The following is an 18,315-nucleotide window of genomic DNA, read 5'->3' as shown; positions in this document are numbered from 1 at the left end:
TGATAGCACCTCTGCCGATGACCCAGCCCCCGAGCCCCCTCGCCACCCCCGTCGCGTGGAACCTGGTCGCCGACGATTACACGTCCGACATCGTCCCTCACTTCGAGAAGTACGCCGCCGACGCGCTCCGGCTCGCCGGGGTCGGCCCGGGCGCCCGCGTGCTCGATGTGGCCGCCGGGCCGGGCACCCTGTCCCTCCTCGCCGCCGGGGAGGCGCGCGTGACCGCTGTCGATTTCGCCCCCGCGATGGTCGAGCGGCTGCGCGAGCGCGCCGCGCGCGCGGGGCTCGCGGTGGACGCCCGCGTCGGCGACGGCATGGCGCTGCCCTTCGAGGATGGCTCCTTCGACGCTGCCTTCTCGATGTTCGGGCTGATCTTTTTCCCCGACCGCGACCGCGGCTTCCGCGAGCTCCTCCGGGTGCTGCGCCCCGGCGGCCGCGCGGTCGTCGCGAGCTGGGTGCCCATGGACAGGACGCCCATCCTGGGCGAGCTCTTCTCGGCGATCGGCGCCGAGCTCCCCGGGCTGCCCTTCGGCGAAGGCAAAGCGCCGCTCGGAGACCCAGGCGAGTTCCGCGCCGAGATGGAGGCCGCCGGGTTCCGGGACGTCTCGGTGCACGAGGCGGAGCACTCCCGCGAGTCGCCCTCGACCGAGGAGTTCTGGCGCTCCGTGAGCCGGAGCAACGCGCCGCTGGTGCTCCTGCGGGACAAGCTGGGCGACGAGCGCTGGGAAGCGCTCAGCAAGGCGATCCTCGGCAGGCTGCAGGCGCGGTTCGGCGACGGTCCTCAGCAGTTCTCGATGACCGCCCTCCTGGGCGTCGGCTCGCGCTAGCGACGCCCACCTGGAGTCCGTCCACGGATCCGGAGAGATTTCAACGCAAAGGCGCAAAGGCGCAAAGGCGCAAAGGCGCGAAAAAGAACAGATCATCGCTCGTCGCGGGCGGCTGCACCGACTACGGGGCGACGCGGAGCGTCCGCGACGCCACGAGCGCCCGGCAGAGGGCGATCCGGTCGTCCAGGTCGAGCCCGGGCAGCTCGCGCACGTAGAAGATGCCGTGCCGGGCGATGAAGCGCAGCGCGGGCTCGCCCCAGGCGTCGACGCGGACGAGCACCGCGTCGCCATCGACGAGCTCCGCCTTACCGTCGTTCAGTCGGACCGACACCTCGCGATCGCGGATCACGCGGCGAGGGCCGCAGATGGACGAAGCGTCACTCCACAGCTCGGGCGGCGGCTCGCCGTACAGGGCGCTGTACGCGGCCGCGAACTCATCCCACGTCGCCTCGCGGCAGGCGTGCGTGACGGGCGCGTTGCTCGGCGCATGGTGCAGGAAGCGCCCGAAGAAGCGCTGGCAGAAGCCGGCATATTCGATCGTGAAGAGGGCGAACTGGTGCCAGGCCTCATCGACGCGCAGCGAGAACATCGGGTAAGCGCGGGTGCGGTCGGAGTCGACGAGCCAGAGATAGCGCACGAGCTCCCGGAACAGCGCCTCTGCCTCGCGCTCGGTGGCCACGGTCTTGTTCATGAGCAGCTTGCTGATGACGAACGGCGCCCGGTAGGCAAAGAGATCAGGCCGCCTGCGCGCGATCGGCGTCACGACATCTGTCTGCGTGGGCTGCGTGGGCTGCGTGGGCTGCGTGGTTTGCGTGGTTTGCATGGGTCAGTTCTCCTGGGCTTCGAAGGGCTGAAAGGTCCCCCAGTCGACGAGGGCGCGGGCGAGCGCGAGCTGCTCCGCCTCCGCGAGGCCGGGAATGTCGCTGGGGCGGAGCTCCCGGGCGGCCGACACCGCGTGGAGGGCGGGTCCGGCCCACGCGTCGACGCGGAGCAGGACCTGGGCGCGCGGGCCGCACCGCGCGACGAGCTCGGCGCGGCCCGCGCGGGGCGCCACGTCGAGATCCACGCCCGGCCAGCGGCGCGCGAGGACGGCATGCGTGCCGAGGGCCTCGGTCCGGCCGAGCGCCCGGGCGGCGCGCCGCCGGGTCCCCGCGTCGCCGCGGGCGTGGAGGCGCGCGAGGAGCGCGGCGGCCTGCGGGCCCCGCCGCTCGAGGGCGTCGATCTGCGCCCGGCGAACGCACTCCCGCTCGTACGCGAGGAGCGCCGCCGAGAGCGCGTCGTCCGGCGCCGCCTGGGGCGCCGCGGGGGTCAAGCCCTCGATGGGGCCCACCTGCGCCTCGATGACCGGACCGTCGTGAGGGCCGAACAGGTGCAGCGAGATAGACCAGCTCCCCGTCGGGTTCCGCGGGTCGTGGATGCACGGCCCGTAGATGTGGCCGACCCGCCCGGCCTCCGCGGAGAACAGCCGCTTCGGCACGAGCCGCCGCGCGCGGGCCGTCGCGTCCCAGTCGAAGGTGGCGACATCGAGCGTGTTGTGGACGACCGCCGTGACCGTCCAGTCCGAGTGCTCGTGGGCGCCGGCCGCGCGCCCGGGCCGCCAGTACGCGAACGCGAGGCGCACGCCGAGCTCGGGGATGACGTGGAACGGCGCGAGATCCGGCGCGCCGTCGCGACGCTCGATCTCGAGCGCGAAGAGGTCGAGCAGGAGCTCGTCGTCCGAGAGCCCGGCGCGGACCGCCCCCTCGATCGCGCGGACATGATCGCGCGGAGGATGGCCATGGCCCTCGGGGGCCGGGAAATCGAGCCGCCCGAAGAGGGCGGTGAGCTCGGCGAGCCTCATGGCGCGATCCGGAGGTAGTCGCCCTTCACGAGCGGACGGCAGAGCGCCACGCGCTCGCCGTCCTCGAGGCCGGGGAGCTCGCGGACATAGAAGTGATCGCAGTCGACGATGAACTGCAGCGCGTCCTTCGCCCACGCGTCGATGCGCACGAGGACGCGCGGCGGCTCCAGCGACCACACGAGCTCCGCCCTCCCCTCCTCGACCCGGACGTAGATGGGGCGGCCGAACTTGACGCGGATGAGGCGTGTGTCGGGCGTCACGGCGAGTTCGTCGCTCCACGCAGCGGAGAGGGGCCCGAAGAGCGCCTCGTACTCGGCGCGATACTCGGCGAGGGTCATCTCGGGGCGCGCGCCGAGCTCGCCGCGAGGGGCGGTGTTGGCTGTGTGGTGCACGAACTCGCCGAAGAAGCGATGGCCGAACGCCGCGTACTCCTCGGTGAAGAGGACGAACTGGTGCCAGACCTCGTCGACCCTACGGGAGAACATGGGGACTTGCCGGGTCCGGTCTGCTCGGCAGACGAAGATGTATTTCTTCACCTCGTCGAAGAGCCGCGCCGCATCGTCGCGGGAAGAGGCCATCCGGTCCTTGACGAGCTTCTCCTCGAGCCACGGCGCACGGAAGGAGAGCAGTTCGGGGATGATTGACGTGTCCATCACCGCTGGCGCCCTGCGATCTTCGTGCCGAGCGGCGCTCACCCGCTTCGGAGACGGGCCCATCTCGACGGTTTCGGTGCTCAGCTCCCTTTCGTGCGCCTGCGCGCCGAAAACGCCGATCTGAGCCCGTCTCCGAAGCGGGTGAGCGCCGCTCGGGGACCCTATCGCGTGCACCGGAGCTGACCCGATCGGGAAGGGCGATGCCAGACGGGATTCCCCAATTGGGAAAGGGGTTGCCCAAGCGCGGCCAATACCGCGCCAAAGCGGCCGATACCGGGCCCAAAACGGCGTGGCACGGCGACTGCAATAGCCCTCCTCGCGGGACGTCGAGTCCCCGAATGGAAATAACCAACCCATCTACGGAGCAATCGCCATGAACGAGCAGATCAAGGTCGAGATCGAGGTCGAGTCGAAGCAGGAGACCGTCGAGGAGCGCCCTGCGCGCCTGACGGTGGAGGTCCCCACGGAGCTCCAGGCTGGCCTTGCCGCGCCGGTTTGCACCTGCCCGCCCGGCTGCTGTTGCTGAGACGCCGACGAGGAGCCGAAGACCGCAGCCCGCGGCGACCGGCTCCTCGAACCTGACGACACGACCGCGGAGGCCCGCGCTGCGATGAGCAGCAGCGGGCCTTTCGCGTTTTCGCGTTGAGCACGCGCGATGGGTCGGCGAGAGTGGCGCTCCGCGATGCGCCCTCGATCCGGGTTGCGCGCTGGCCGCTCGAGCGGCGTGCCAGCAATGAGCAGCGCGGAGCACGAGTTCGGCGCGGCTCCCCGTTGCGGCGGCAACGGTCGACGCGCACGTTGGGCAGGCTCGATCAGCCCCGGAGGCTGGGTTCCGACGAGAAATATCCAACGTCCTCGCGAACGCGGTCGAACCCCGATCGTTTGCGCCCCTCGATCCAGCTCGGCAGCGCCGAACAGCCGCGATCCAGCGCGCCACGTCGTGCTAGTACAGCGTTCCCCAAGTTCGTCCCTGGATCGGCGCTGTGCCACCCGGCCGCGAGCCGGGCTGGCCGGGCGTTGAAACGGAGCGAGCTCGTCGCGGGACAACGCCGCGGAGCGAGTTACTCGATCGGCGCGAGCGTCCAGGGGAAGTCGGTCATCAACAGCTTGAGCAAGTCCTGCCACGGGCCGCGGAAGCCGGTCTTCTCCCACCTACCGGTGTGGGTTGCGATCTCGAGCGTCCAGAGGTGGACAGTGTCACGGCGGAGCCTGGCGTGGGCTATCGGGCCCGCTTCAGGACCCGACTCGATGATCACGAGCTGCCCGTACTTGCGGGCCCGCAGATGGGACATTCCCTCGGCTGCGAGGTAGGCGCGGACGGAGGCGGCGTGCTCCGGGGAGGCGGACGGCTTCGACATCGGACCGCACGGAAGCTCAGGCGGCGTAGGACGGCAAGGTCGCCCTCCACTGGCCGCGGAACTTCCAGCGAAAGGGCCGGGCTTCGTGCTTGTTCCAGTGGCGCACGAAGGCGAGCACGCAACGGCTCAACTCCTCGGCGGACGCGAAGGAGGCGTGCTTGAGCACCCGACGGCTCAGGATGCTGAACCACAGCTCGATCTGATTGACCCACGACGCATGGATGGGCGTGTAGACGAAGTGAAAGCGTCCGCCGTGCCGCGCGTTGAACTGATTCCACCTGGCGCCGTGGTGAATGTTGAGATTGTCCCAGATGATATAGACGTCGCCCGTGGGGTAGCGCTCCGCCACCTCGTCCATGAACGCGAGCAGATCGGCGGCGGTGCGTGTCGGTCCGCAGCGCGACACCACCTCGCCCGTCTTGATATTGAGGGCCCCGATCAGTGTGCGCGTGCCGTGGCGCTGGTACTCGAACTCCTTGCGCGCGGCTCTTCGGCTACGGCACGGCTGCATGGGGAACCGATGCTTCAGCGCCTGCATGCCCGTCTTCTCGTCGACGCAGAGCACGGTGGCGCCTGCGGGAGGCTCCAAATACAGCTTGCAGATCGCCTCGACCTTGGGGCGGAAATGCGGGTCCGGGCTGTGTAGCCACAGCCGGACGCGATGCGGTCGGAGGCTTGCTCCCCGCAGCACGCGCCAGATCTCGGTGCGGCTCAGTTCTACCTTGGTCTCGAGCTTCAGGGCCTTCGCCAGCCGCTCCAGAGTCCAGACCTGTTCGAACGGGACCTTGTGCTCATCGGGGCGACTGCAGGCCAACTTGATAAGGTCGTAGTGCACTGTGGTGGCCACGCGCGGCGGTCGGCCCCTGCGCATCCTGTCCTGCAGCACCGCCTCGTCAGCAAACGCCGCGATCCGGTTGCGCCACTTGCGCACCGTCTTGATGTCGCAGCCTACATCAAGCTGGATCCGCTCGTTGCTCCAGCCCTCGTCGGCCAAGCGCGCGATCCGGGCACGCTGCGCATCGCGCTGCGGGGTCTTGGGCGAGCGCGCCGCGTGCTGCAGCTTCTGGCGCAGCGACGCGGGCAACAGAACGGCTTTTGCGCGAGCTCGGGGCACTTACGCGCGTGGGACCTGCCCCGTGCTGATGGATTCAAAAGCGCAGGCGATCGTGGATGAACCGGCAAACCCGCCCCGTAGACCGGAATGCGTCGCGTGTAGGCTCGCCACGCTCGGGCTGCGAGCCATCGCGAGGGCCTGGCCTGGTGTACCGCAGATCCAGGTACGAACTTCGGGAACGCTGTACTAGGCTACTCGGACCGTGCCGCGCTGGTAGCGCCCCGCATCGGGAGCAGCGACTCTGGGCGATGGCGAGAGGGGAGCGATCCATGAGGACGTCGATATGGCTACTCAGCTCGCTGGCGCTCATCGCGGTTTCCTGCGGTGAGGACGGGTTGGGCTCCTCCATCGCAGAAGGAGGTTCTGGCGATGAAGGGAGCTCCTCCGCAGGAACGTCGAGCTCGTCGGCAAGCGACGCCACGCCGTCGGGCGGCGGGCTCGCCGGAGCCACCGGCGCCGGAGCATCCGGCGGGGGCCAGGGGAGTACCGACGGACCGATGGAGGTGACCACCGGGGGCACAGCCGGTGCGCCACCAGGGGACGACTCGCCGCCCGGGTCCCCGTCGGACGAGGGTGACCTCACACCAGGGACGTGCGGGATCATTCGCCGTATCCCGCTACCCGGTGCTCCTCGAGGGCACATCAGCAGTAGCCACCGCGCGATGCCCGCGCTCGTGAAACGGGTGATGGGCGCCTTCGTCGTGGGCCCCTGGAGTGTGGACGACGACAGCGGCGTGCACACCGACTGGCTCTGGGTGAGCGATGACGGCAAAGAGCAGGTCAAATACTCCATCGCGATCGCCGGTCCCACCATGGGCTACAGTCCCGGCACCTTCCTCTTCGCGATGTCGAAGTCGCCGCAACTCACCTGGGTTGCCGGGTCCGTCGACGGATATGCCGGGGGGTTCATCGCCGAGGATGCCCCGGACTACACGCTCACGGACATGCTCCTCAAAACGCGATACAATGAGGGGCGAAGCTCGGCCCTGGCTGGCATCTCTCTGGACGGAGAGCGAGGACTTATCGTGCCCGGCCCCTACACGGGTGCATTCGCGACGTTCGCGAGGGACGGGAGCCTCGTCGGCGCGGCGCAGGTGGCCGAGAGCCTCGGGACCTGCTGGCGCCACGTTCCAACGGAGCACGGCAACGCCTTCCTGCAGGACATACACCTCTGGGAGTTCTCCGCCTCCGGGGAGATTCTCGTGGACTATGATCCCGGCCGCTCCCGGAAGGACACGTGTCCTGTGGTGGCTCTGACCGACGACGGCATTGCGATCCTGGCCTACGAAGAGGACAGCAGCTGGCACCTGCATCGCGTGGGACATAACGGAAGCGCGAGCGAAGAGCTCTGGGAGGCGAGGCCGGGGATCCCCCTCGCGCTGGCATCTCTTGGCGACGTCGCTCTGGTCGTGAGCCACCTTGACGACGGGACGCTGGTTCGAGTCAAGGATGGAGAAGCGGAGATGTTCCCGCTGCCGGAGGTCCCGTCGGCGCGAGCCATCCCGGCGGAGCCCGGCAAGCTGTTCCTGGATCTCTCCGATCCCAAGGGCGCCGTTCGCGAGATCGTGGAGATCGGCTGCGCCGACTGAGTCGAAGCAGCCGCGCGCACACGTCAAGCGAGGCTTCTTCGCTTTCCCCTCGCGCTCGCGGCGAATGAACGCAGAATCGACGCATGAAGCGCCAACTCGCTCGGGTCTTCCTCCTCGCGCCGATGCTGGCGGGCTGCGGCTCGGACAAGGAACTCGGGCCGGTTCCGCCGTTCCAGAGCGAAGAGCACGTGCAGGTGTGGGCGACGAGCGCGAGCGCCCTCGGCGTGTACGTTCACGCCTATGAGCCGATCGCCGTCGCCGACGGGCACTTGAACTTCCAGGACCCAGCGTGCCCCATGACGAGCGACGACGGGACGACGCTCACCATCGCCGGAGGTTGCACCGACGAGGGCGATCGCCAGTGGAGCGGTCGCGCGACGGTCACGCGCGACGGCGGCGAACGAACGCTCACGTTCGAGGACTTCGACGGCAAGGACGGCACCATGGTCGTCCGCACGACGGGCCCCTCCTTCCACGAGTTTCACGCCGATCTCGTGATCGGGGGCGTGACGACAATCGGATACGATGGAACCATCGAGGGCGACTACACCGGTCGAACCACGTGGAACGGAAGCGGCACGGTTCGACGCGATGGTCTTCTCGCGCCGACCGGGATCGTCGAGGCGACAACGGTGGACGAAGTGGTGGACGACGGCGTTTGCTCCGGGCAACCGGTCTCCGGCTCGACCACCCTGCAGTCGCGCGGCGACACCGCCGTCATCACGTACGACGGAGCCACCGACTGTGACGCCGAGCAGAACGCGCGTTTCAGCGTGAACGACCGCGATCGCGGCATGGTCTCGGGGATCAACTGCGCCATCGACGCGCCTGGGCGAAGCGACCGAGCCGGCAGGTTCGGCGTCGCGGTTGCGCTCGCGGCGCTCTGCGCGGCGCTCGGCCGCAGACTCCGTCCGAGCTAATCCCTCGCGGGACGACGCCCCGGCGCCGAACCGTCGCTTGGCGCTCGCTCACGGACAGTCGACCCGTTCGATGATGCGAGCGCTTTCGCTCGGGTAGGTCATGTACCAGGACCTGCCTTCGACGCCGAGCACCTCGAACGTGCTCCCCGTCAAGGTGGGCCAATTCGGCAGAGGATAGGTTGGACCTCCGGGTCGACCGTCCTGGCCGAGGCGCATCATCGCGTTGGTCTGGTCCGCCAGCGTGCCGACAAACAGGAGCTCCTCACCCAGGATGCCGATGAGCCCGCCCCGGGTACCTTCGGGAAGCTCGAGGAGGGCGGGCGGGCTCGTCTCCTCGCTATCGCGATTCACGGTCACGAGGACGCGCTGGCCTTCGAGGCTGCGCCATTGTCCGACGAAGCCAGCGGGACCTTCGACGAGCGTGGGGCAACCCGTGAAGCCGCGATCGGTCCCGAGCGGTAGGGTCAGGTCTCGTTCGAAGGCAATGTTTCCGTATGCGTCGAGCTCGCGCAGGAACCAGACGACTTCGCTGTTGCTATGTCCCGAGGTGAAGCTGACCACCGCGGCGGTTTCGGTAGGCACGACGTCGAGGCATTCGGTCCCGAGATCCAGCTCGTGAGCCGTTCCGACGAGCACGCCGTCCTCTCCGATGGCGGCGAACCCCGGGCCTCCGAACAGGCTGCCCAGCGCGAAGACCGCGCGGCGACCGTCGCGAGACGTTGCGAGATCATACACACCGGTGCGCCCCTCGTAGACTCCGACGAAGAGCGGGGATGCGGTGGGCGCGCTCGCCTCCCCGTCCCAAGCGACAGCGGCTGCGCTGATGGGCCGCTTCAAGGGCTCGTCTCCGGGTCCGATCGCCGGGAAAACCACCTGCAAGCCGCCCGCTTCCGGGGCGATGACGGTGGGCTCGAGGAACGTGCAACCCGTGTTCTCGCCGCAGTCGACGCGCCACGGACCGTGCTCCTGCGCCTCCACCCCGTCCCACGACACGAGCGCGAGCCCCGATACACCGAGCCCGCGCTCGAGCACGACGAACTGCTCGCCGAAGCGCATGACCGTTGGACTGACGAGAGAAGGTTCCGCCAGCGAGAGGGGGATCTCGACGTGTTTGGACAGGACGCAGGGACACTCTCCGGGGGACGCGCACGAGCCGCCGGAGCCACCCGTCTCGCCGCCAGCGCTGCTCGAGCCGGTGCTGCCCGAGCCCGTACCGCCCGACCCGGCGGCGCCCGACGCATCGGCAGGCGCGCCGCCGGAGCCAGGCGCGCCGCCGGAGCCAGGCGTGCCGCCGCTCGAGACTGCGCTTTCGCCGCCGGAGCCAGGCCCGACACCGACGCTCGGTTCATTGGCAGCTGGCGCCGCATTCGGAGCGCACCCGAGCGCCCACGCCACCGCCCAACCTGCCCCGAGCGCTCCGCTGCACCTCGCCAGCATGCAACCAGGTTAGTCGATCTGGAAGCTAGGCGGATCCGTAGAACCGCTCAGACCGTGCTTTCGCGGCGCGGGCGCTCGTTGCCCAAGAGCACGCGTTTCCTCCAGGGCACGGCGTCGGGCGTCAAATCGACCAGCTCATCGCGGTCGATCCATTCGAGCGCTTCGTCGATGGTCATTGTCTTCGGGGGGCTCAGCTGCAGATTTTCGTCCTTGCCGGAGGCACGGATGCTGGTGAGCTTCTTTTCCATTGGTGATGTTGACGTCGAGATCGTTGTTGCGATTGTGCTCGCCGTATTGTCGGTCATGAACAGATGTGCTCACCGACTGGCTCTCACGTCAGCGTCAATAACCCCCATGCCGAGGCCGTCCTTCGCCCCCCTCGCGCTCACGGGTGCGCGATGACGATCAGCGCCGGCGCCCGCTCCAGCACGGCCCCCACGCACTCGCGGGCCGTGAGCGGATCCAGCGCCCCAAAGCTCTCGTCGAGGATCACGGCGTCCGAGCGCTGGAGCAGCGCGCGCGCCAGGAACAGCCGGCTCCGCTCGCCGTGCGAGAGCTGCCATCCCGTCTCGCCCACGACCTGATCGAGCCCCGAGGGCATGCGATCGATCAGCGGGCCGAGGCCCAGCTTGCGGCAGACGACCTCCGCCTCCCGCCGGTCCTCGGGCGACGCGGGCCACGCGCGGCCCATCAGCAGGTTGAACGCGAGCGTCCCGGAGAGCACATGGTTGTCATGGAACTGCGGCGCGCTCGCCACACGGCTGCGCCACGCCGCCCCGCCCAGCGTCCGCCGGTCGAGGCCGCGTAGCAGCACGAGCCCCGACGACGGCGCGTGAAGGCCGCTGAGCACGGCGGCGAGCGTCGACTTGCCGCCGCCGGAGCGCCCCTCGAGCAGCAGCCGGTCGCCCTTCGAGAGCACCAGGTCACAGCCGCGGAGGACCGGCTCGCCGCGCTCCCCGTCGTAGCGGAACGAGACGCCCCGCGCCTCGATCACGACGTCCGACGTCGCGGGGCGCCCGAGCGCGGCCTGCGGGATCCCGGCGGGCTCGCGCCCCTCGGCCGCCGAGAAGAGCCGGGCGATGGAGCGCCACGAGACGGCAGCCGAGAGGAGCGCGCCGAGGCTCGTCGCCAGCGTCGCGAACGCGGCCTGCGCCTGGAGGATGCCGCCGGTCGCGACGACGAGCGGGCCCGCGCCCACCCCGCCCAGGACCGCCGGAACCAGCCCGAGCAGCCCGAGCGCGAGCCACCCGCGCGCCGGGAGCGACGCGAGGAGATCGCCCACGCTATCCATCCCGCGCGCGGCGCGGTGGTAGCGCTCGAGCGCCGCGTCCTCCTCCAGGTGGTGAAGGTGCGAGGCCTGCTGGGCGACGCGCGTCCGGTGCCCGACGACGTGCTCCACGAAGCCGCTCGTGATCGCGAACCGCTCGCCCGTCCACGCCGCCCGCTCCCGGGCGAAGCGGCGCCCGAGCAGCGCCACGGCGAGCGTCCACCCGAGGAGCAGCGCGACGTGGAGGCCACCGCCGGCGCCAGCGGCGAGGACCGCCGCGGCGCTCGCGAGCTGCACGAGCGCGACGATCGCCCCGAGCGCGCCGCCGAGCCCGGCCGTCTCGACCGCCTCGGACTCCGAGACCATGGCCAGCAGCTCGCCCGAGCCGCGCGCCCGGATCGCGCCCGGATCCAGGCGGAGCGCGCCGCACAGCAGGCGCTGCTTGAGGAGCGCGGCGACGTCGATCGTGAGCATGCCCCCCGTGAACGAGGCGAACAGCTGCACGAAGAGCGCCGAGAGCGACAGGAGCACCCACGCGAGCAGCCACCCCGGCTGCACGTCGCCGTCGAGCGCGCCCGCGCCGATCAGCCACCAGGCGAAGACGCCGAGCGCGATCTGCGAGGCGGCGGCAGCGAGGAAGATCGCGCCCCGGCGGAGCACCCCGCGCCTCGAGAGCAGGCGCCGGAAGCTCGACCCTGGATCGGGGCGGAGCAGCCACACGCCGTCGATGGGGCGATCCGCGACGAGCTGGGCGAGCAGCTCGTCGCGCGCCCGCGCGGCGCGCCGCGGCGGGACCTGCGCCGCGGCGAGCCACTTGTCGACGTGCGACGCGGGGCGGTCCTCGAGGTGGGCGGTGAGCGCCCGGCGAACGGTCTCGAGCGGGATCCGCGCCGGCGTGAGCGCCGGCGTCAGCACCGAGAGCCCCCGCCGGCCCACGGACATCACCGCGAGGTAACCCTGCTCGACGCGGACGATCGAGGGGCCGAGGGACGCGAGCGCGCCCCCGAGCTCGGCGAAGCTGCACTGGACGGCCTCCGCCTCGATGCCCATGCACCCCGCGTAGGCCTCGATCCATGCGGTGGGGTCGCCTTCCGGCGGCGCGCCGGGCGACGGCGCCGCGCCGGTCGCGAGCCCGCACGCGGCCGAGAGTGCGCTCATCGCGTGGCCGAGCGCGGGCGGCTGCCAGACGAGCTCGGCCAGCGTCGCCGCCTGATCGGCCTCGCCCGCCTTCACGCCGCCCCCTGGAGGAGCCGGCCGCCCTCCATCGTCGCGCTCCGGAAGTGCTCTTTCGACCAGACCTCGTCGCGCGCCCGCGCGTCCGCCTCGGCGAGCGCGCGGTAGCGGCTCCGCGGGTCGTCCATGAGCTCGCGCGGCGCGCCGTCCTCGACGACCCTGCCCCCCTCGACGACCAGCACGCGGTCGAAGCCGAGCGTGTCCATGACGTCATGGCTGACGAGGACGAGCGTCGAGCGCCCCCAGTGCTCCCGAGCGCGCGCGAGGAGCTCCCGGCGGCGCTCGCGCTCGAGCCCGCGGAACGGCTCGTCGAGGAGCACGAGGCGCGCGTCGCCCTTCATGAGCGCCCGCGCGAGGCGGACGCGCTGCCCCTGCCCGCCCGACAGGCGCGCGCCCCCCTCGCCGATCGACGACTGCAAGCCGTCGGGCAGGCTCTCCAGGACGCCGGTGAGCTCGGCCTGGCTCATGGACAGGGGCACGCGCGCGAGGGCGTCGCCGGCGTGGCCGAAGGTGATGTTCTCGAGGAGCGTGCGGTTCCAGAGCTGGATCGCCGGGTCCACCCACGCGGTCGCGCGGCGGAGGCGCTCGACCGCCGCGTCGTCGAAGGGGCGACCGTCGACGAGCACCTCCCCTCCGGACGCCCGCAGCCACCCGAGGAGCAGCGAGAGCAGCGACGATTTCCCCGCGCCCGACGCCCCCACGATCGCGACGTGCGCCCCCGCCGGGACGCTCAGCGAGACGTCGGACAGGAGCGTGTGCCCGCCGGCCTTCACGCTCACGCCCCGGAGGTCGATCGACGTGGCGCATGTGGCGCACGCGGCGTCCTGCGGAGCCCCCTCGGTGGGCGCGCGGGGCAGGTCCATCTCCGGCGCCGCGAGCGGCGCGAAGAGGCGCACGGAGGCGTTGCGCACGTTCTTCCAGCCGAGCAGCGCAGCGACGAGCTCCTGCGCCGCCGCGGGGAGGCGCAGCGACCAGAACACGAGCAGGAGCAGCGCCGCGGCCGGGCCGCCGGAGGCGACGTAGCCGCCTACGATCGCGACCGCCACGGCCGTGCTCGCGATCCCCTGGGCCGCCTGCATGGCGGTGGACTGCGCGTGCACGAGCCGGCCGGTCCGCGCCCACTCGACGAGCAGCGCCTCGTGCTCGCGCCGCACCGCCCGCTCCGCGCCGTGGACACGGATGGGCACCACGCCGAGCAGGGCGTCGAGGTAGAACCGCTCGAGCGACGCCGCGTGCGTGCGCAGGCGCATGAGGCTCTCCACGAGCGGCCTCCGCGCGAGGTACGGGGCGGCGAGGGCGACCGCCGCGGCCACCAGCGACAGCCACGCGCCGCCCGGGTAGAGCCAGACGACGCCGAGGAGCGTCGCGGCGAACGACAGCGCCGCGCGCGCGATGCGGGCGAAGAGCGCCGGGGCCTCGCGCATCAGGTGCATCGCGTGGCCGCGCGCGGTCATGTCCGAGGTCGGGCGGCTGCGCAGGTAGCGATCCTCGAGCCGCGGCAGCTTCTCCAGGAACGCGGCGCGGAAGCGCACCTCGAGGGCGCGCCCGAGGCGCGAGACGGCGTGGGCGACGAAGATCTCGAGCGCCAGGCCCCCGGCGGCGAACGCGACCAGGGCGAGGAGCCCGAGCGCGCGCTGGTACTCGACGGTGACGCTCTTCACCGCGTCGAACAGCCCGCGGAGGACGACCACATCGATCGCCGCGATGGCCGCGCTCGCCGCGAGCGCCACCCCGACGAGCGCGAGCGCCCCACCCGCGTCGGCGCGCAGCATCCAGAAGAACAGGCGCGAGGGAGACGGCGTCGGCAGCTCCAGCTCCCGGCGAACGGACGCCGGGAGCGCCGCGGTCGCGCTCGCGCGCGGCGCGGGCCGGTCCGGCGCGGCCGCGCGCGCGGCCTCGGGCGCGGCGCTGCCGCGGTAGCTCGGCGGCGGCGCGGCAGCCGAGGACGCAGGCGCGCGCGCGGCCACGCTGGCCTCGCCCGCGCCGCGCTGACGCGGGCCGACGTGGACGATGACGGCGCCGTGCACGAGGAGCTTCCCCGGCACCTTGGCCTCCGTGGCCCAGAAGAACCCCTTCGGGATGGCGCCCGCCTCCCCGGCGAGGGCGCGGTCGAAGACGCCCTCGAGCACGCGCTGCGCCTCGCCCCCGCGCGCGATCGCGCCGCCGCGGACGAGGCGCGCCACCATCCGCACCGCCGCGTCGAGCGCCGCGAACGACTTCCACCCCGGGTCCGCGTCGGCCCGGGCGATCAGCGCCTCCCCGTCTGCGCGCAGCGCGCGCAGCTTCGCGCGGAGCGGGCCGAGCGAGTCCGCGGACGACGCCCACCGCCGCCACCGATCGATCGAGATCGGGATCGGGAAGTGCGGCATGTCCTCCATGAAACGCGCTGCGCGCACCCAGCGGCGCCCGCTGCCTGGGTCGAGGATCTGCACGAACGGCCCGAGCCGTCGCCAGACGACCACGAAGTGGAGCGCGCCGCCCGCGCCGCGCTTGACCACGATCGCGGGGAGGCAGTCGGCCTCTGGCAGGAGGAAGCTGTCGTGGGGCACCACCACCTCGGCGGTCGCGAGCCCGAGCTCCTGCCCGAGCGCGGCGAGCGCGTCGATCGATGTCCCGTCCACGTCCGTCTGGCAGCGGTCGCGGAGCCACTCGTAGTGCACGTCGACGCCGAACCCCTGCAGCACCGCCTTGAGCGCGGCGGGGCCGCAGTCCATGAGCGACGCCTGCAGCACCTCGGGGACGAGGAACGCGCGCTTCATCGCGCACCTCCCGGCGCCACGGCGCGCAGGAGGAGCGCCCACGGAGAGACGCGCTCCACCTCGACCTCGGTGGTCCCCGGCATCCCGTGCTGCACCGGGATCGACGCCGCGCTCTCCGGCCGCACGAGGAGCTCGACGCGGATCGCGCCGTCGTACGGCTCGCTCGCGACGTGAGAGACCTCCCCCTCGATCATGCCGAACTGCGTCCACGCGAACCCGTCGAGGCGCATCCGCGCCCTCTGCCCGGGGACGATGCGCCCGACCGCGTCGGACGGCGCGAAGAGCGCGACGGCGTGGAGGTCGTCGCCCGGGACGACCGTCGCCACGAGGTCGCCCGGCTTGAGCACGTCCCCCACCTGGAGCGCCGCGATGTTCCCGAGCTTCCCCGCGATGGGCGCGCGGATCTTGCGCCGCTCGATCTGCGCGAGCGCCGTGTGCACCGCGGCCTCGGCCGCCTGCTGCTCGGCCACCAGATCCCCGAGCGCGCGCCCGAGCTCCGCGAGGCGGGCCGCCGTCTGCCGCTCGTCGTGGTGCCCCGCGACCGAGAGCCGCCGGAGATCGGCGCGCGCCCCCTCCGCCTTGAGGTGCTCGTCGGCGGCGCGGCTCTTCGCCTCGAGGTGGTCGGCCGTCGACGCGAGCCGCTCGTCGTGCAGGCGCTCCGACATCGCGCGCAGCTCCTCGCCGTGCGCTGCGGAGAGATCCCGCTGGCGCAGGTCGATCCTGGCGCGCGCGACCGAGGCGTCGGACAGCTTCACCTGCCACGCGCGCACCTCCTCCTCGACCGCGATCTGGTGCTGCAGCGCCTCGATCTTCGGCGCGAGCGCGGCCGCCCTCGTGCGCTCCTCCTCCAGGCGCCGCTCCTCGACGGCGGCGTCCAGCTCGACGAGCACCTCTCCTTGCTCGACGTGGCGCCCGAGCGAGACCTGCACGACCGACACGCGCCCGGGCTCGACGGCGGCCACGCGGTGGGCCATCCGGCTGACCTCCAGGCGCGCCTTCCCGGTCGTCGCGTAGACGGAGACGCGCGCCGCGTGCATCCAGCCCGCCCAGGCGCCGAGCACGGAGAGGATCACGGCGAGGCGGATCCAGGTCCTCGGGCCGCGCTCGACCTCGAGCGACCGCATCGTGCGGAAGAACGGCGAGGCCACGTCAGCACTCCTCCAGCGCGACCTTCTTGCGAGGCCGCGCGATGCCGTACGCGTTGAGCTTGTTGGTGAGCGTGCGCCGCGAGACGCCGAGCAGCTCGGCGGCCCGCGTCTGGTTCTGCCGGGCCTGCGCGAGCGCCGCGACGATGCGGTCTCGCTCGAAGGAGCGCAGATCGCCCTTGATCCCGGCCTCGACCGGCGCGCGCGGCGCCTCCAGCATCAGGTGGTCCGCGCCGATCGGCCCGCCCTTCGACATCACGACCGCGCGCTCGACCACGTGGCGCAGCTCCCGGACGTTCCCTGGCCAGGCGTGCGAGAGGAGCGCGGCGGTCGCCTCCTTCGCGAGCGGCGGCGCCGGGCGCGCGAGCCGCTGCGAGAGGCGCGCCGCGAAGAGCGCCGCGAGCGGCAGGATCTCGGAGGTGCGGGCCCGGAGCGGCGGGATCCGCAGGGTGATCGCGTTGAGGCGGAAGTAGAGGTCCTGGCGGAAGCTCCCCTCCCGCACCATCTGCTCGAGATCGCGGTGCGTCGCCGCGATCACCCGGACGTCCACGCGCCGCGGGCGCGTGCTCCCGACGCGGACGATCTCGCCGTACTCCAGCGTGCGGAGCAGCTTCGCCTGCGTGCGCGGGGACAGCTCTCCCACCTCGTCGAGGAAGAGCGTGCCCTCGTGGGCGGCCTCGAACAGCCCTTCGCGCGGCGCCACCGCCCCGGTGAACGCGCCGCGCTCGTGGCCGAAGAGCTCGCTCTCGACGAGCGACTCCGACAGGCTCGCGCAGTTGACCTTCACGAAGCGCTCGCGCGGGTGCCGCGACATGCCGGCAATCCACTCCGCCACCACCTCTTTTCCCGTCCCGGTCTCGCCGAGGATCAGGACCGGCAGCGGCGTGGGCGCCACGGTCTCGAGGGCCTCGCGCAGGCGCCTCATCTCCGGATCGAGCGCGAGAAAACCGCTGGAACAGTCGTCCACCATGAAAGCTCCCCCTCGCGCCGACGGCGCGGGACGGTGTGTCGCAATAGCGACCGAGTTCAGGAGCGAGCCGAAGCAAGTCGATGGCCAACGCGCCGCTCCGTCCATGAACGAACCGGCCAGGATGCCCCCATGCTCCTCGGCGGCGAGAGGCATCGCCGGCGAGAGCGCGTGTGAGGCGCGGGCTGTCCTGCGCGGAGGCTGCGCGTCGAGGCTCGCCGCGCCGCCTGGAGGCCGGAGCCTCCACCTGATGGCGGGAGCCGCCACCAAGAAGGAGGGAGACGCTCACGGCGCGAGCGCGCTGCTGTCATGGCCTGTTATCGCATCGAGCGTCGACCTGGCCGGCCAGCCAGCGCCGGTGCCGACGTCGAGGGCAGCCGCGCCACGTCGGCGCGTATTGCGCAACTTCGGCACGTGGTGCGCCACGCCAACGCGGGCACCTCGGCGCGTGGTCCTCGCCGGAGACCGAGCGTGTGACCGCCCGTGCGGGCGCGCCCGTGGGCCGCTCGCGTGCGGCCCGCAGGCTCCGGGCGCCGCGGGGGTTATCGCAGGATGCCGAGGGCGGTCTCGATCTGGTTGCGGGCGACGACGCCGTGATCGTCGACCGAGTAATCGTCGGCCTCGAGCCGGAAGGTGCGCGTCGCGGTGACGTCCGCCCGGCCGCTGAAGCGGTACGGGATGACGGGCGACGCGAGCGTCTCCCGGAGCAGCTGGAGGCCGAGATCGACGGGGACGCTGACGGGGACGCGGACCTGGGTCGTGCGGTCGGAAGGGAGCCACACGCCGTCGCCGTCGGCCCGGAAGTCGACCGCCAGCGGGTAGCGGCCGGCGAGCACGACCTGGCCGCGGACCGCGCGCACCGCCACGTCGTACGAGTTCGGGTTGTGGACGTTGACGACGATGGTCATGAGGATGCCGAGGCTCGGCGGGAAGGCGATGCGGATCCCTGTGATCTCGGCGTGATCGAGCTGCATCGTCGGCTTGCTCACGCAGGCGGTGCCGGCGATCGCCGTCAGCGCTGCGAGCGCGAGCACGGGCAGGCGGCGCAGGGGGTTGGTCTTCCGGGGAAACGGCACGAGCGCGAGCTTAGCCGCGCAGGGCCACGCCGTCACCTCGCGGCGTCGCGGGGCGGGAACGTCGAACGGCGGCGCGCGACCGGCGGGCCGCGGCGCTCCGCTCGCGCCGGCGATGCCCGTCGGCGCGCCG

The 18,315-nt window shown here is 71.9% G+C and carries 16 protein-coding genes; 4 read left to right on the top strand and 12 right to left on the bottom strand.

Annotation, left to right across the window (positions count from 1 at the left end; genetic code table 11):
• The first annotated feature begins 17 nt into the window (after positions 1 to 17).
• A complete protein-coding gene (locus tag WME79_RS15510; protein WP_437535933.1) occupies positions 18 to 827 on the top strand; it encodes a class I SAM-dependent methyltransferase in 810 nt (269 codons plus the stop codon).
• Positions 828 to 948: 121 nt separating this feature from the next.
• Here the strand turns inward: WME79_RS15510 and WME79_RS15505 are convergent, their stop codons facing one another.
• Genes WME79_RS15505 through WME79_RS15495 form a run of 3 tightly spaced genes read right to left on the bottom strand, consistent with a single transcriptional unit; the run spans position 949 to position 3,320 of the window.
• Complete coding sequence (locus WME79_RS15505) at positions 949 to 1,650, bottom strand: hypothetical protein (protein WP_437535930.1); 702 nt, start codon at positions 1,648 to 1,650, stop codon at positions 949 to 951.
• A gap of 3 nt (positions 1,651 to 1,653) precedes the next feature.
• Positions 1,654 to 2,667 carry a hypothetical protein gene (locus tag WME79_RS15500; RefSeq protein WP_437535927.1) on the bottom strand — a complete coding sequence of 338 codons (1,014 nt, stop codon included), beginning with the start codon at positions 2,665 to 2,667 and terminating at the stop codon, positions 1,654 to 1,656.
• Positions 2,664 to 3,320 (bottom strand): glycine-rich domain-containing protein, encoded by a 657-nt coding sequence (locus WME79_RS15495; protein WP_437535924.1) that lies wholly within the window; start codon positions 3,318 to 3,320, stop codon positions 2,664 to 2,666. Before WME79_RS15495 ends, WME79_RS15500 begins: the two co-directional genes overlap by 4 nt.
• Before the next feature lie 373 nt (positions 3,321 to 3,693).
• Between WME79_RS15495 and WME79_RS15490 the strand changes: the two genes are divergently transcribed.
• Complete coding sequence (locus WME79_RS15490; protein ID WP_437535922.1) at positions 3,694 to 3,846, top strand: hypothetical protein; 153 nt, start codon at positions 3,694 to 3,696, stop codon at positions 3,844 to 3,846.
• Positions 3,847 to 4,381: 535 nt separating this feature from the next.
• Here the strand turns inward: WME79_RS15490 and WME79_RS15485 are convergent.
• Positions 4,382 to 4,678 carry a hypothetical protein gene (locus tag WME79_RS15485; protein WP_437524905.1) on the bottom strand — a complete coding sequence of 99 codons (297 nt, stop codon included), beginning with the start codon at positions 4,676 to 4,678 and terminating at the stop codon, positions 4,382 to 4,384.
• Positions 4,679 to 4,694: 16 nt separating this feature from the next.
• Positions 4,695 to 5,762: an IS630 family transposase gene (locus WME79_RS15480; protein ID WP_437535919.1), complete on the bottom strand. Its 1,068-nt coding sequence runs from the start codon at positions 5,760 to 5,762 to the stop codon at positions 4,695 to 4,697.
• Between the two features lie 692 nt (positions 5,763 to 6,454).
• On the opposite strand from WME79_RS15480, the gene WME79_RS15475 reads away from it, so the two are divergent.
• Complete coding sequence (locus WME79_RS15475) at positions 6,455 to 7,381, top strand: hypothetical protein (RefSeq protein WP_437535916.1); 927 nt, start codon at positions 6,455 to 6,457, stop codon at positions 7,379 to 7,381.
• Between the two features lie 83 nt (positions 7,382 to 7,464).
• A complete protein-coding gene (locus tag WME79_RS15470) occupies positions 7,465 to 8,301 on the top strand; it encodes a hypothetical protein (protein ID WP_437535913.1) in 837 nt (278 codons plus the stop codon).
• 48 nt (positions 8,302 to 8,349) lie between these two features.
• Here the strand turns inward: WME79_RS15470 and WME79_RS15465 are convergent, their stop codons facing one another.
• The 7 genes from WME79_RS15465 to WME79_RS15435 form a co-directional block, all read right to left on the bottom strand.
• Positions 8,350 to 9,279 (bottom strand): hypothetical protein, encoded by a 930-nt coding sequence (locus WME79_RS15465; protein WP_437535910.1) that lies wholly within the window; start codon positions 9,277 to 9,279, stop codon positions 8,350 to 8,352.
• Positions 9,280 to 9,785: 506 nt separating this feature from the next.
• Positions 9,786 to 10,043: a hypothetical protein gene (locus WME79_RS15460; protein ID WP_437535907.1), complete on the bottom strand. Its 258-nt coding sequence runs from the start codon at positions 10,041 to 10,043 to the stop codon at positions 9,786 to 9,788.
• An 80-nt stretch (positions 10,044 to 10,123) separates the two neighbouring features.
• Positions 10,124 to 12,238: an ATP-binding cassette domain-containing protein gene (locus WME79_RS15455; protein WP_437535904.1), complete on the bottom strand. Its 2,115-nt coding sequence runs from the start codon at positions 12,236 to 12,238 to the stop codon at positions 10,124 to 10,126.
• Complete coding sequence (locus WME79_RS15450) at positions 12,235 to 14,997, bottom strand: ATP-binding cassette domain-containing protein (RefSeq protein WP_437535901.1); 2,763 nt, start codon at positions 14,995 to 14,997, stop codon at positions 12,235 to 12,237. The genes WME79_RS15455 and WME79_RS15450 overlap by 4 nt, the downstream gene beginning before the upstream one ends.
• Positions 14,994 to 16,145 carry an HlyD family secretion protein gene (locus WME79_RS15445; protein WP_437535898.1) on the bottom strand — a complete coding sequence of 384 codons (1,152 nt, stop codon included), beginning with the start codon at positions 16,143 to 16,145 and terminating at the stop codon, positions 14,994 to 14,996. The genes WME79_RS15450 and WME79_RS15445 overlap by 4 nt, the downstream gene beginning before the upstream one ends.
• 1 nt (position 16,146) lies before the next feature.
• Entirely contained in the window at positions 16,147 to 17,112 is a 966-nt protein-coding gene (locus tag WME79_RS15440; protein WP_437535895.1) for a sigma-54 interaction domain-containing protein, read from the bottom strand.
• 539 nt (positions 17,113 to 17,651) lie between these two features.
• Positions 17,652 to 18,185 (bottom strand): LEA type 2 family protein, encoded by a 534-nt coding sequence (locus tag WME79_RS15435; RefSeq protein WP_437535892.1) that lies wholly within the window; start codon positions 18,183 to 18,185, stop codon positions 17,652 to 17,654.
• Positions 18,186 to 18,315: the final 130 nt, after the last annotated feature.

Origin of the sequence: Sorangium sp. So ce726, assembly GCF_051521405.1 — a bacterium.
Taxonomy (GTDB): Bacteria; Myxococcota_A; Polyangia; order Polyangiales; family Polyangiaceae; genus Sorangium.
Note: the sequence above shows the minus strand (reverse complement) of the source record. Positions and strands in the feature narration are given on the sequence as shown.